The organism is Bifidobacterium apousia (assembly GCF_007559275.1).
In the GTDB taxonomy this organism is placed as follows: domain Bacteria; phylum Actinomycetota; class Actinomycetes; order Actinomycetales; family Bifidobacteriaceae; genus Bombiscardovia; species Bombiscardovia apousia.
On record NZ_VMHK01000003.1, the window covers coordinates 44,323 to 58,535 of the forward strand.

Sequence of the window (14,213 nt, forward strand, 5' to 3'; positions counted from 1 at the left end):
CCCCTTGACCGGAAGCGGGACGGTCCGGCGCGACTGTGATGCCAACCTCACTTGGTCAGCTGATCGAATCGTGCCTGGGTCAGGTAGTTCGCCTTGACCAGATCGGTCAGGTTGTCCTTGGTGATGGCCTTGGGATCCAGCAGCTTCGAGGGCACCTTGATGCTGTTGTTGTCAAAGGTGCCGTTGATGCCGGTGACCTTCTTGCCTTCGGCGATTTCGATGATCATGTCGTAGACGGCCTGGGCCAGCTTGTTGACGTCCTTGAAGACGGTCTGACCCTGCAGCCCCTTGGAGATGTTGGCCACGGAGATCTCCATGGCGTCCTGCCCGGTGATCTTGGGCCAGTTGTCGGTATTGGGCTGGATGTCGGGCCTCTTGGACTGGATGGCGTTGATGACTCCCTGGCTGATGCCGTCATAAGGGCTCAGCACGGCATCCAACCGCTCGCCATGGGCGTAGGTCGAATCAAGAATGGATTCCATGTCCTTCTGGGCCTGCTCGGTCTTCCAGGACTGGACGGAGATCTTCTGCCAGTCTGAAAGCTTGAAGTCCTTGGTCACACCGCCGCCATGCTGGGAGGGGCTGACCAGAACGCCCGACTTGAAGTAGGGCTGCAGCAGCTCCCAGGCGCCCTTGAAGAAGTACTTGGCGTTGTTGTCGTCGGGAGAACCCGTAAAGAGCTCAATATTGAATGGACCCTTGGCTCCGTTTTTGAGCCCCAGCTGGTCGATCAGCCAGTTGGCCTCCAGCACGCCGGTGCGCTCAAGCTGGAAGGTCGCATAGTAGTCAACGGCCTTGGTGTTCATGATCAGCCGGTCATAGGCGATGACCTTGGCCCCGGCATCCTTGGCCTTCTCGACAGCCGGCCCAACAGCGGTGCCGTCCTTGGAAGCCACCACCACGATCTTGGCGCCCTTGTTGACCATGTTCTCGATGTCGGCATTCTGCTGGGCGGGCTTGTCATCCGCGAAGGAGAGCACTACCTTGTAGCCTGCTTTCTCCAGTTTGCTCTTGAGGTTGTTGCCGTCCTTGTTCCAACGTTCCTCGGACTTGGTGGGCATGGACACGCCGATGGTGGCGCCTTTGCCGATCGATCCTCCCTCCTGGGAGGAGCTGGAGGCACGTGAACCTCCGCAAGCGCCCAGTCCGGTCAGCATGGCGACGCCGATGACCGCCGCCATGGCTCGTTGCATCATCTTCATGAAGACTCCTTCATCCTTGAATTCTCCGGCAGGCATCTCCGTCTGCCTGGGTCCCTTCATTGCAGGCCCAGTGGTCAGCATACCCAATTGCGTTAACTTTATCAACTCAACAAAGCTGATTATCTATTTATCTGTTTCGTACATGAATTTAATAATTTGTTCGAACTGTTGTCTTTCATCGGCGCAAGGGGTGCACTGGGCGGGGGCAAGCCACGATCTTGGCTACACTGGAACCTATGGCACATCGATTGTTCGGTTCACAGTCCTCACTGCGTGAGGCCAACCGTGCCCTCCTGCTGGATACGATCCGAAGATTCGGCGCCATGACCCAGATCGAATTGGCTGAAAATACTGGGCTCTCAACAGCCACTGTCTCCAACCTGGTACGCCTGATGGGCGAGCAAGGACTTCTGGAGACATCCTCCACCACCAGAAACGGCCGCCGCGCCACCCTGGTCATGCTGGCCCGCCGCAAGGGCCTCGGAGTCGGGCTCTACATCGGCCGTCACGAAATGCGGCTGGAAGTTGTCGACGCCAGCCATGCCATCCTGGCAGAGCATGATATGGCTCTGCCGCGGCAGCACAAGCCGGACACTACCCTGGAACGGGCCATGATCCTGATCAAGGAGACGCTGACTTCCATCGGCGCCCAATCGGATGAGCTTGTCGGCCTGGGCCTGGCCATGGGGGCCCCTGTGGACTGCAGAACTCACCAGCTGGCCATTCCCGGCATCCTGCGAGGCTGGGACAAGGAGGATCTGATAGGCACCTTCCATGAGGCTTTCCAGGTGCCGGTCCAGGTGGACAACGATGCCAACTTCTCAGCCATGGCCGAGCTGAGAATGGGCGCGGCAGTCGGCAGACGAAACTTCGTTTACATCCACGCCAATGACGGTGTGGGTGCGGGAATCGTCATCAACGGCGAGGTGTGGCGGGGCACCACCGGGCTGGCAGGCGAAATAGGCCATGTCCAAGTGGATCCCCTGGGCGATATCTGCATCTGCGGCAACCGCGGGTGCCTGAATACGGTGGTGGACGAGAGCCGTCTGGTCTCCTTGCTCAGCGTGACACACGGGAACATGACCCTGGAGGATCTGGTGGGCAATGCCGTCAAGGGGGATCCGGGCTGCAGACGGATCGTGGGCGACGCGGCCATCCGCATCGGCAATGTAGTAGCCGATCTGTGCAACGCCGTGGATCCCGAGGTAGTGGTCCTGGGAGGCATCCTGAGCACAACAGAAGATGTGTTTCTGGAACCCCTCCGGGAGACTCTTCAGCGCATGCTTTTCCCTGATGCCATGGTCCCCATGGAGGTGCTCCCTGCCCGCTATCCGATTACCGGATCGGCTCTGGGGGCGGCTATGATGGCTGTCGATAGCGTCAACGAACACATTGATGTGTCCAACAAATCCGCAGGTCGATCATCGTAGAGGAGGTGACCTGGATTGCATAAAACCGCTGTCTTGATGCAGATGGACGACCTCTGCATCAGGTTCGGGTTCGTTGAGGCCCTCAAACACATACACCTGGATATTCGCCAACACGAAGTGCTCGCCATCGTGGGCGACAACGGGGCAGGCAAGTCCACCCTGGTCAGGATTTTGTCAGGATTGATCCGGCCCGACCAGGGTACCTTGCTCTGGAAGGGCCGGCCGACCAGCATTCCCTCGATCAGAGTCGCCAATCAGTTGGGCATTGCAGCCGTTTTCCAGGGGCAGGACTTCTGCGACAACCTGGACGTCTCCTCCAACCTCTTCCTGGGCAAGGAATTGCGCGATCGTCACCATCGGCGTGACGACGAAGCCATGCGTCGACGCACCCGTCAGGTCCTCCAGTCGCTGTCCTCCCCCATCCGCGTGGGACAACCCATGGCCACCCTTTCCCTGGGGCAAAAACAGACCGTGTCGATCGCCAGGACCCTGCTGGACAATCCGGAGCTGATCCTGCTGGACGAGCCGACGGCCTCCTTGTCAGTCATGCAGTCCGCCGAGGTGCTCAACTACATCAAGCGCATGCGTTCCGAGGGGCGCAGCATCCTCATGGTCTGCCACGATCTGCCGGACGTTTTCGCGGTTTCCGACCGCATAGCAGTCATGCGGCAGGGACGGCTGGTAGGAGTCCTTCCTACGGCCGAGACATCTTATGAGACTGTCATAGCCTTGATTTCAGGCATTGATCCCGAAGATGTCATACAGGACCAGGAGCAGCTGGATGCCATGGCCAGAGCCAACGCCCGCGTCCACGCCCTGCGCGGCACCAGAAAGACCTTGCCCGAGCAATCATGAACAAAGGAATCCCAGAATGCAGCTGACCGATACCCTCCTGACCATCGTCTGCGCCCTGATAGGGCTGGCGGTGGGACTGATCTACGGACTTCTGCCCAAGAAAAACGACCGACTGACTGATTCACAGCAACGCTGGACACAGGTCCTATCCCTGATCGGGGTCGGCCTGGTGGTGATCCTCATTCTGCTGGGGCGCGACCTGGCCTCCTGGGTAACCATCGGAGGGATGGTCCTTGGCCTGTTGATTGGCATGATACCGCCCTTGAACAGAGCTGCGCTCAAGGTCTGGCCATGGCTGAGGCCCCGCACCGACAAGCAGGGCCAAAAGCGTCGCTGAAAGCTGGCGATCACGCTTTTGCCGTCATCGATGCGGGGCCTCACCCGCTCCTATGCACTTATTTTTGGCTGCTGACCGGCTCCTCCTTGGCCCCCACCTGATGGAAGAGGTGACGGACGTTGTGCCAGATGCGCCTGGTGACGCCGGAGTGGTTCATGGAGTAGAGGTGGATGCCGTCTACCCCGTGGGCCACCAGGTCGGCGATCTGCTGTGAGGCGTAGATGATGCCCGCCTCGCGCAGGCTGGCACGGTCGTCGCCCCAGCGCTCCAGGATGGACTCAACAGCCGCCGGGATCCGCGCCTTGCAGACCTCGCTCATGTGCCGTACCTGTCCCTCGTTGGTGATGGGCATGATGCCGGCCTCGATGGGCACCTGGATGCCGGCTGCCCGAGCCCTGTCCAGGAAGTCCAGAAAATCGGCGTTGTCGTAGAAGAGCTGCGAAACCAGATGATCCACGCCGGAATCCACCTTGATACGCAGATGCTCCATGTCCTCCTCGGGCGAGGCGGCCTCCGGGTGGGTCTCCGGATAACAGGCTCCGTAAATCGACAGGTTGGGCCGACGCGACCGGATGTAGGAGGCCAGGTCGCTGGCATGGTCGAAGACTCCGGCAGGCTCACGGCCCTCCACGCTGTCGCCGCGCAGGGCCAGCACCGCTGCCACCCCCGCGTCGTCGAACATGTCCAGGGCCTGGTCGATCACCTCGCGGTCCGCATACTGGGCGGTCAAGTGAGCCACGGCAGGGATGCCGTACTCGGTATGGATGGTCTTGGCTATGCGGGCCGTGGCTGTGCGGTCCGAGCGCCGGCCGGTCCCGTAGGTCACCGAGATGAAGTCGGGCATCAGCCCTTCCAGACCGTCCAGGGTGTCATAGATGGTGCCCACCGGGGCATCGCGCTTGGGGGGAAAGACCTCCAGGGAAAAGATAGGCTCATGCATGATCCGACTCCTGACTGGACGATAGCTCCGCACGCACCTGCTGTGCGGCGGCCACCATGTGCTCCAGGCTGGGCCAGGTCTCCTTGTCGCCTCGGGTCTTCAATCCGCAGTCGGGGTTGATCCAGACCTTGGCCGCATCCAGCTTCTTCAGGATGGCGTGGATCCGGTCCACGATCTCCTCGGTGGAAGGGATGCGCGGCGAGTGGATGTCGTAGACTCCGGGGCCTGCCTCGGTCTCGAACTTGGCCTCCTGGATGGCATCCAGGACGGTCAGGTCGGAGCGGGAGGCTTCGAAGGAGATCACATCGGCGTCCATGGCATCAATGTCCTTGATGATGTCGTTGAACTCCGAGTAGCACATGTGGGTGTGAATTTGGGTAGTGGGTTTGACCCCGGAATGCACCAGCCGGAAGGCGGGGATGGCCCAGTCCAGGTATCGGCTGTGCCAGTCGGAGCGCCGCAGCGGCAGCTTCTCGCGCAGGGCGGCCTCGTCGATCTGGATGATGCGGATGCCTGCGGCCTCCAGGTCCAGGACCTCGTCACGGATGGCCAGAGCCAGCTGGCGGGTCTGCTGCTTGTGATCGATGTCCTCGCGGGGCCAGGACCAGTTGAGAATGGTCACCGGACCGGTCAGCATCCCCTTGACCACATGGTTGGTGCGGGATTGCGCGTAGGAAGACCAGCGCACCGTGATGGGCCGGGCGCGGGAGATGTCCCCCCAGACGATGGGAGGCTTGACGCAGCGGGTGCCGTAGGACTGGACCCAGGCATTCCGGGTGAACAGGTAGCCCTTGAGGTTCTGGCCGAAGTACTCGACCATGTCGTTGCGCTCGAACTCGCCGTGGACCAGCACATCCAGGCCGATCTGCTCCTGGTGGTCGATGACCTGGTCGATCTTGCGGGCGATGAAGTCGTCGTAGTCCTCCTGGCTGATCTCCTTCTTGCGCAGGCGGGCACGCTCGGCGCGGACCTCGGCGGTCTGGGGGAAGGAGCCGATGGTGGTGGTCGGCAGCAGGGGCAGACCCAGCTCCTGGGCCTGGATCCTCTGGCGTTCAGGCCGGGCCGGGGTACGCACAAAGTCATCGTCCTTCAGGCCGGCCAGGCGCTGCTGCACCTGGGGGTCGGGCTGGACGCGGCTGCCGTCGAAGAGCTTCTGGTTGTCAGCAAGGGCCTTGCTGGAGCGGCGCTGACCCTCGTCGGCATCGGCCAGCTGGGCCAGGTCGTGCAGCTCGCCCAGCTTCTCCAGGGCGAAGGCGAAGTGCGGCCGCACGGTGTCGGCATCCAGCCCATCCTCGTCGGCCACGGTATAGGGCACGTGCAGGAGTGAACATGCGGTGGACACCACCACGTTCGAGGTCACCTGGTGCAGGGCATCCAGCAGGCCCAGGCTGACGGCATAGTCGTTGCGCCAGATGTTGCGGCCGTTGACCAGACCGGCGAAGATGGTCGTTCCCTCCGGCACGCCGTGCTCCTTGAGGGCAGCCAGATTCTCATCCCTGCCCTCGACCAGATCCAGGCCGATGCCGTCGAAGCCCAGGTCAACCAGCCGGTCGTAGCAGTCGCCCACATGGCCGAAGTAGGTGTTGAGCAGGATACGGACCTTGCCTTTGTCGCTCTGACGGGCCTTGAGGATGGGCTGGTAGAGGGTTTCGAAGAGGTCCTGGTCGCCCGGTTCCTTGTCCAGGACCAGGTAGGGCTCGTCCAGCTGCACCCAGTCGGCGCCCAGGCCGACGAACCGCTCCAGGATGGTCGCATAGGCCTTGGCCAGGTCCTGGACCAGTGCCGGATCGGGATCCAGCAGCTCGCCCTGGGGACCGCGTGCCAGCTTGAGGAAGGTGTAGGGGCCGATCAGCACCGGCTTGGCGGCGATGCCCTGCTCGCGCGCCTCCTGGAACTCCTTGAAGGGCTTGTCGCCTTCCAGGGTGATTCTGGTGTCCTGGTCGATCTCGGGAACCAGGTAGTGGTAGTTGGTGGTGAACCACTTCTTCATAGGCAGGGCGGTCACGTCACCCTGCTCCCCCTGGTAGCCGCGGCCCATGGCGAAGAGGGTGTCCTCGGGGCCCAGGCCCAGCTTCCGATAGCGCTCGGGCACGACGCCCAGGAGGATGGAGGTATCCAGGACCTGGTCGTAATAGCTGAAATCGTTGACGGGAATCAGGTCGACGCCGGCCTCCTGCTGAAGCTGCCAGTGCCTGGCCCGCAGATCGGCGGCCGTGCGCCGGACCTCGTCCAGATTCCGTTCGCCCTTCCAATAGCCCTCGATGGCCCTCTTGAGTTCGCGGTGCGCGCCGATGCGCGGGAATCCGGACACGGATGTAATCGCTGCCATGAAACCTCCCAGTTTCGTCCTGATGTCTTTGGTCAGCCTATCAGCGGCGGGGGGAGGCGGGTAATTGGTGCAAATAAGGTGTCGCCATAACCTGAATCGATAACGGCAGGACGGCAAGCGGGGGACTGAAGCCCGTCAAGACTGCCTGCAGCGGTGGCCTTGAGCTTGTTTACGCCGGTCAGTCCTCCAGATCCTGGGGGCCCAGAATGCCCAGCAAACGGGCCTGGTGGGTTCCCCAGTCGGTCAAGGGCCGCTCGGAGCCCAGCAGGACCATGGTGGCCGGCGGCAGTCCAAGATTGAGCAGGTCCAAGAGGTCGGGGTCGGAGTTGTCCTCGGCCAGCCACTGTGAGCAGATAGACATGGTGGGCTCATGACCCAGGATCAGGACCCGGCGGTCACGGTCCTCGGTCTGTGCCAGCTGGTCGAAGACCGCCTGCATGCCGGATTCATAGAGGGATTCCCGGTAGTCGACCCGGGGCCCGTCCCCCAGGGGCTTGAGCATGCCGTCCAGGGTCTGACGGGCCCGGGGCGCACCCGAGCAGATGATGCGGTCGGGCACCAGGCCCAAAGCGGCCAATCCACGGCCCATGATCCGGGCCTGCCGCTGGCCACGGTCGGTCAGCTGGCGGCTGCGATCGCCCTGTGACCCCTGGCGTTCGGTCTTGGCGTGACGCATGAGCATGAGGGTTCGGCTGCACCGCCGCAGATCCTCGGCCTTCAGACCTTTTCGCAAACCCATGCCATGCTTCCTTTCCCGAAGTTCCTGTCAGGCGTCTTCTCCATTATGGCAGAGCCCAGAGGATACGCCGGTCATGGGCGATCAGTCTTTCTGATCCTGTCCGCCCTGCAGAGTGCGCACCTGATGATCCAGGTCACGCAGCACCTTGCGCAGCTTGCGATCAGAGACCCGGCGCAACTCCAAATCCTCGAGGTCCTCAAGGTCTTCCTTTTCGCGCTCGCGGTTGGAGCCGCTGCTCTTGGCAGGCGGTCGGCCCTGATCGACGTCAGTCTGGTAATCCTTGGTAGCCCGGACATGCTTGCGCAGAGCCTGCTGGCCGGGAGCCATGGCCCTGCTGGTCAGCAGGAAGCCGGTGTGCCCGATCATCTCATGCTCGGGTCGGACCGCCAGACCGTCGGCCTTCCAGGAGCGCTCCAGGCTCTCCATGATCCCGGGCTCGGTCCATCGGCCGTCGGCGCGCAGGGCCTCGGCCAGTCGGCTGAGCTGGGTGGTAGTGGTCACATAGGCAGTCAGCACGCCGCCGGGGGACATGACCCGGTAGGCCTGCTCCAGACGGTTCCAGGGGTCCAGCATGTCCAGAACGATGCGGTCGAATTCGTCCTCGGGCAGGTCGGCCGCAAGGGTGTCGAAGTCGCCGGTACGCAGGTCCCACTGGGCAGGGCGGTGACCAAAGAACACGGTAGCGTTGCCCATGGCCACCCGGGCGAACTCCTCCCGCCGCTCAATGCTGGTGAGTTTGCCTTCCGTACCGATGGCATCCAGCAATCCCAGACTCATGGCCCCTGAGCCGGCTCCCGACTCCAGGACCCTCATGCCCGGACGGATGTCGCCCAGAAGGATGACCCTGGCCACATCCTTGGGGTACATGATCTGGGCACCGCGCGGCATGGAGAGTATGTAGTCCTCCAGCCGGGGGCGCATGATGGTGAAGGCCCATCCTCCAATGCCTCGGGAAGACTTCCAGGGCTTGGCCCTGTCAGGCGCCTGTGTGTCGGTGTCGACATCCTGCTGGTGGCGCATCTGCCGCCACTTGTCAGCCGAGATGGTCACCACCACGGATCCCTCGGGCAGGCCAATTATGGCCTCGTGCGGCAGGAGCCCATGGTCGGTCTGTGTCAGGCCGCCAGGTTCCAGCATGACCGTCAGCCTGCGGCCACGCCGGTCGGTCAGCTGGACCCGCTCCCCTGCGCTCAGCGGTCCTCGCCTTGGGCTCATGCCTTCTCAGTCCTCCTCGCCCTTGGTGAACTGGGAGTTGTAGAGGGAGGCATAGGCGCCGCCGCGCTCCAGCAGCTGGTCGTGGGTGCCCTGCTCGACCACCGAGCCGTGGTTGACCACCAGGATCAGGTCGGCATCGCGGATGGTGGACAGCCTGTGCGCGATGACGAAGGAGGTTCTGCCCTTGCGCAGGGTGTTCATGGCCTGCTGGACCAGCAGTTCGGTCCTGGTGTCCACCGAGGATGTGGCCTCGTCCAGGATCAGGATGTCGGGGTCGGACAGGAAGGCGCGGCAGATGGTCATCAGCTGGCGTTCGCCCTGGCTGAGCTCGCTGCTGTCCTCATTGAGGACGGTGTCGTAGCCCTGGGGCAGCTTGCGGATGAACTCGTCCACGTGGGTGGCCTTGGCGCCATCGATCATGGTCTGCTCGGGGATAGTCTGCCCCTCGTCCAGCCCGTAGAGCAGGTTGTCGCGGACGGTGCCGTCGAAGAGCCAGGTGTCCTGCAGGACCATGCCGAAGTGGCTGCGCAGGTCGTGACGGGTCACCCTGGAGGTGTCCACGCTGTCGATGGTGATGTGTCCGCCCTGGATTTCGTAGAAGCGCATGAGCAGGTTGACCAGGGTGGTCTTGCCCGCCCCGGTGGGTCCCACGATGGCGATGGTCTGCCCGGGCTTGGCCTCGATGGACAGGTCCTTGATCAGCGGCTCGGCCGGATCGTAGGAGAAGCGGACATGGTCGAAGCGGACATGGCCCTCGACCTTGCCTCCGGTCTCCTGGCCCAGATGGTCGGGATGCTCGATGTCCGGCACCTCCTCGGCCTCGTCCAGGAAGTCGAAGACCCTGCGGCAGGAGGCCAGGGAGGACTGGAGCATGGTGCCCATGGAAGCCAGCTGCCCGATTGGTTGTGAGGCCTGACGGGTGTACTGGGTGAAGGCCTGCAGGCCGCCCAGGCTCATGCTGCCATTGAGCACATGCACGCCGCCGACGATGACCACGATCACGAAGCTCAGGTTGCCGAAGAAGGTCGACATGGGCGTGACCAAAGCCGAGAAGAAGGAGGCCTTGAAGCTGGCCTGGTAGAGCTCCTGGTTGCGCTCCTCGAACTCCTCCTCCGCCTTGCGCTGGTGGCCGAAGGCCCGGACCACCATGTGGCCGGAGAACATCTCCTCCACGTGGCTGTTGACCTGGCCGGTGCGGATCCACTGCCTGGTGAACTGGGGCTGGGTCTTCTTGAGGATGATGCCCGCGCACAGGGCCATGACCGGGATGATGATGAAGGCGATCAGGGTCAGCAAGGGCGAGATGGTCAGCATCATGATGAAGGCGCCGATGATGGAGAAGACCGAGAAGAGCAGCTCGCCCAGGATCTGCTGCAGGGTGCCCGAGATGTTGTCGATGTCGTTGGTGGTCCGGCTCATGACCTCGCCGCGCGGGGTCCGGTCGAAGTACTGCAGGGGCAGCCGGTCCAGCTTGTCCTCGATCTGCCTGCGCATGGTGTAGACCGCGTCGGAGACCAGCCGGGTCATCAGGAAGTTCTGCACCAGCCTGACCAGGATGGAGATCAGGTAGATGCCGATGACGAACATGAGGATGGTGCCGAAGCGGCCCCAGTCGATGCCTACGCCCACCTGGACGTTCATGGAGTCGATCATCCGGGCGAACTTGTCCTGGCCGCGGGACTGCAGGTAGGCGACCACAGCCTGCTTGGGGGTGCCGGGCTTGGCGCCCATCTTGACCAGCATGGACCCCAGCAGCCCCTCGAAGAGGACATTGGTGGCCTCGCCCATGACCTTGGGGCCGATGACGATCATGGCCACGGCGGTCATGCCGGCGAGGACCATGACGATGACCCTCCAGGGGCTGGCCAGCAGGTAATGGACCAGCCGGCCCACGGTATGACGGCGGCTGCCCACGGCCTGTGAGCCTGCGTCTACGCTCAAGTCCTTGGCCATCTACTCGGCCCTCCCCTCGTCAATGCTGAGCTCTTCCACGTCGGGACCCTGCCCGCCCTGGGACTGGACGATCTCCTGGTAGGTGGGGCAGTCCTCCATGAGCTGGTCGTGGGTGCCCCGGCCGACGATGCGGCCCCGGTCAAGGACCAGAATCTGGTCGGCCTGGCGGATGGACGCCGCCCTCTGGGCCACAACGATCTGGGTGGCCTGGCGGGTGACCGGCACCAGGGCCTCATGCAGGGCGCGGTCGGTGGTCATGTCCAGGGCGGAGAAGGAGTCGTCGAAGGTGTAGATGCAGGGGTTGCGCAGGATGGCCCTGGCCATGCAGAGCCGCTGCTTCTGTCCACCGGAGAAGTTGGTGCCGCCCTCGGCCACGCGGGCATCCAGGCCTTCGGGGATCTCACGGACGAAGTCCTCGGCCTGGGCGATGCGCAGGGCCTGCCAGATGCGGTCGTCGTCAGCTTCGGGGTCCCCGTAGTGCATGTTGTCGCGGATGGTGCCGGTGAAGAGGGTGGCCTTCTGCGGGACCGGCCCGAAAATCAGAGCCAGCTGGTCGGGGTCGTACTCGCGCACGTCGTGGCCATCCACCAGGACCTGGCCGTCGGTGACGTCGAACATGCGGTTGGCCAGCCGAATGATGGTGGACTTGCCGGATCCCGTGGCTCCGATGATGGCCGTCGTGGTCCCCGGCCGGGCGGTGAATGAGATGTCCGAAAGAACCGGATCCTGGGCGCCCGGGTAGCTGAAGTCCACGTGTTTGAACTCCAGCAGGCCCTGGGGGTGCTCGTTGCGGTAGGGGCGTTCGGGAGCGGCGATCTCGCTGGTGGCCTCCAGGACCTCGTTGATCCTTCGGGCGGCCACAGCGGCCCTGGGCAGCATGACCGACATCATGGCGGCCATCATCAGACCCGACAGGATGATCATCAGGTACTGGATGAAGGCCTGCAGGGCGCCGATCTGCATGGCTCCGGAGTCGATGCGGCGGCCGCCGAACCACATGATGGCCACATTGGACATGTTCAGCAGGAACCACATGAGCGGCACCATCATGCTCATCAGCCGGCCGGTGGAGATCAGGACGCCGTAGACGTCGCGGTTGGCCTTGTCGAAGCGTGCGGCCTCGGTCTTCTCGCGGACGAAGGCGCGGATGACCCGCACGCCGGAGATCTGCTCGCGGACCAGACGGTTGACGGAGTCCAGCATGTTCTGCAGGCGGGTGAACAGGGGTCCCATCCTGCCCATGAGCACCAGGGCCACCAGAAGGATCAGAGGGACGATGACCGCCAGGGACCAGGTCAGGGGGCCGTCCTGGCGCAGGGCCAGAATCAGCCCGCCGATCAGCATGACCGGGGCCTGCAGGATGATCATCAGGGTCTGCATGGTGGTCATCTGCATCTGCTGGACGTCATTGGTAGTGCGGGTGATCAGGGAACCTGCCGAGAAGCGCTCGATCTCGTTGAGGCTGAAGCCCTCCACCGAGGCGAACAGGTCCCTGCGCAGCTCGTAGCCCATCCTCATGGCCAGCCGGGTGGCGCAGTAGACGGCGACCACGTTGGCCACGATCTGGATGGCGGTGATGCCCATCATCTGCCAGCCGATCCTGTAGATGGCATCCTGGTCGCCTACGGCCACGCCCTTGTCGATGATGTCCGCCTGCAGGTTGGGCAGGTAGAGGTTCAAGGCCGTCTGCGCCACCTGAAAGAGCACCAGAACGGCCACCTGAAGCCAGTATGGCCGCAGGTAGCGAGTCCATATCTTGATCACGTCAACATCCTTCACGCATACAAGTCCGCCGCGGTCCCCGGGCAGACAAACCACCACAGTCTATACCCGTGCCCTGGTGAACGAATCGCTATTCCTTGAGCTGATACGGGCGTGTCAGAACGTGTCCGCAGGCAGTGGCGTTCAGACGGCGAAGGCACCCCAGCGTCCGTCACGGTGGACCACGGTCAGATCCAGGCCGAAGAGCTCGCTCAGGCGCGGACCGGTCAGTCCACCCTCCAAGGGGCCCTGGTAGACGATGGTGCCCGGATCCGGGTCGCCGGTGTCTGCGGTGTCGGCAGGACGCCGGCCCATCATGGCTATCCGATCGAAGCCCAGAGGAATCTCCTCAAGCCGGTGGGTGACCAGGATGACCGTGCGGTCCTTGTCCCCCCTGCCGATGTCGCTCAAGGCCCTGAGCACCAGCTCCCGGCCGCCCAGATCCAGCCCGGTGGTCGGCTCGTCCAGGATGAGCAGGTCAGGATTGGCCATCAGCGCCCGGCAAATCAGCACCCGGCCGCGCTCCCCCTCGGAGAGCCGGTACATGCGCTTGCCCTTGAGGTAGGCGATGCCGAACCGGTCCATCAGGGCCAGGGTGGCCTCTTCCTGTTCGGCCGTAAAGGTCTCCCTCCAGCGACCGGTGGTATCGCTGAAAGCTGTCAGCACCACGTCGTAGGGATCCTCCTGGGGGCTGATGGTCTTGGCCAGGCCGGCCGAGGCCAGCCCTATCCGATGCCGGTAGGAGAAGACGTTCACCTTGCCCAGCCGGTTGCCCAAGATCTCCACGCTGCCGGTGCTGGGGAAGCCCCTGGTGCTCATCATGGCCACCAGGGTGGATTTGCCCACGCCGTTGGGCCCGAAGAGCACCCACTTCTGCCCCTGGCCCACTTCAAGGTTGACATCGTTCAGTATGACCCGGCCCTGACGGCGGAATCCCACGTGCTGCATGAGCACGGCCTGCTGTTCTGCCACGCTTTCGGTCATGGTCACAGGGCCGTTCCGTAGGAGTCCAGGCGTGGATTGTCCCGGTTGCCGCCGACCAGGAAAAGCCCCAGCACGCCCAGGCAGAAGACCGCCGCGATGGCGATGGTGGCCCAGATGGGAACGTGGGGCAGCCACATGCAGACCAGGAAGGCCAGGCCGGAACAAATGATCAGGGCCCAAACCAGAATCCGCAGCCACTGGCGCACGCCGCTGGGAGTCCTCAGCAGACGGGGGTTGCGGTCGTTGGGATCCACGGAGTCCTTCTGCACCAGGTCATCGGTGTGCCCGGTGGGCTTCCACTCGGCGCTCTGGCCTGCCTCCAGCCGACGGGAGCGCTCCTGCAAGGCCCGCTCGTCCATCACTCCGGCCCTGCCCTTGGCCGCCATCCTCCGGTCGTCGCTGCCGCCACGGCGGCTCCGCTTGGCCTGCGCCCTACGTTCAGCGCGGTTGGTCATATCCCACTGCCTC

At 63.5% G+C, this 14,213-nt stretch carries 12 protein-coding genes; 3 read left to right on the top strand and 9 right to left on the bottom strand.

Annotated elements, in window-relative coordinates; genetic code table 11:
* Positions 1 to 47: 47 nt before the first annotated feature.
* Complete coding sequence (locus tag FPK30_RS05205; RefSeq protein ID WP_045924497.1) at positions 48 to 1,202, bottom strand: substrate-binding domain-containing protein; 1,155 nt, start codon at positions 1,200 to 1,202, stop codon at positions 48 to 50.
* A gap of 236 nt (positions 1,203 to 1,438) precedes the next feature.
* Here FPK30_RS05205 and FPK30_RS05210 point away from each other — a divergent pair, with 236 nt between their 5' ends.
* The 3 genes from FPK30_RS05210 to FPK30_RS05220 are packed head-to-tail and all read left to right on the top strand — an operon-like array spanning position 1,439 to position 3,824.
* Positions 1,439 to 2,632, top strand: a complete 1,194-nt coding sequence (locus FPK30_RS05210; RefSeq protein ID WP_144085603.1) for an ROK family transcriptional regulator — start codon at positions 1,439 to 1,441, stop codon at positions 2,630 to 2,632.
* A gap of 15 nt (positions 2,633 to 2,647) precedes the next feature.
* Positions 2,648 to 3,487, top strand: coding sequence for an ATP-binding cassette domain-containing protein (locus FPK30_RS05215; RefSeq protein ID WP_232341981.1), 840 nt, complete (start codon positions 2,648 to 2,650; stop codon positions 3,485 to 3,487).
* A 16-nt stretch (positions 3,488 to 3,503) separates the two neighbouring features.
* Positions 3,504 to 3,824, top strand: a complete 321-nt coding sequence (locus tag FPK30_RS05220; protein ID WP_144085605.1) for a hypothetical protein — start codon at positions 3,504 to 3,506, stop codon at positions 3,822 to 3,824.
* A 58-nt stretch (positions 3,825 to 3,882) separates the two neighbouring features.
* Here FPK30_RS05220 and metF read toward each other — a convergent pair whose 3' ends face one another.
* From metF to FPK30_RS05260, 8 genes are all read right to left on the bottom strand, one after another.
* A complete protein-coding gene (metF, locus tag FPK30_RS05225) occupies positions 3,883 to 4,764 on the bottom strand; it encodes a methylenetetrahydrofolate reductase [NAD(P)H] (RefSeq protein ID WP_101432409.1) in 882 nt (293 codons plus the stop codon).
* Complete coding sequence (metE, locus tag FPK30_RS05230) at positions 4,757 to 7,093, bottom strand: 5-methyltetrahydropteroyltriglutamate--homocysteine S-methyltransferase (protein ID WP_144085606.1); 2,337 nt, start codon at positions 7,091 to 7,093, stop codon at positions 4,757 to 4,759. The genes metF and metE overlap by 8 nt, the downstream gene beginning before the upstream one ends.
* Positions 7,094 to 7,271: 178 nt before the next feature.
* Positions 7,272 to 7,832, bottom strand: coding sequence for a SixA phosphatase family protein (locus FPK30_RS05235; protein ID WP_144085607.1), 561 nt, complete (start codon positions 7,830 to 7,832; stop codon positions 7,272 to 7,274).
* Positions 7,833 to 7,913: 81 nt separating this feature from the next.
* A complete protein-coding gene (locus tag FPK30_RS05240; protein WP_144085608.1) occupies positions 7,914 to 9,047 on the bottom strand; it encodes a tRNA (adenine-N1)-methyltransferase in 1,134 nt (377 codons plus the stop codon).
* 6 nt (positions 9,048 to 9,053) lie between these two features.
* Entirely contained in the window at positions 9,054 to 11,000 is a 1,947-nt protein-coding gene (locus tag FPK30_RS05245; protein ID WP_144085609.1) for an ABC transporter ATP-binding protein, read from the bottom strand.
* A complete protein-coding gene (locus FPK30_RS05250; RefSeq protein WP_144085610.1) occupies positions 11,001 to 12,764 on the bottom strand; it encodes an ABC transporter ATP-binding protein in 1,764 nt (587 codons plus the stop codon). It abuts the gene before it with no gap.
* Positions 12,765 to 12,905: 141 nt separating this feature from the next.
* Positions 12,906 to 13,745 carry an ABC transporter ATP-binding protein gene (locus FPK30_RS05255; protein WP_144085611.1) on the bottom strand — a complete coding sequence of 280 codons (840 nt, stop codon included), beginning with the start codon at positions 13,743 to 13,745 and terminating at the stop codon, positions 12,906 to 12,908.
* Positions 13,746 to 13,747: 2 nt separating this feature from the next.
* Positions 13,748 to 14,200, bottom strand: a complete 453-nt coding sequence (locus FPK30_RS05260; RefSeq protein ID WP_144085612.1) for a DUF2975 domain-containing protein — start codon at positions 14,198 to 14,200, stop codon at positions 13,748 to 13,750.
* Positions 14,201 to 14,213: the final 13 nt, after the last annotated feature.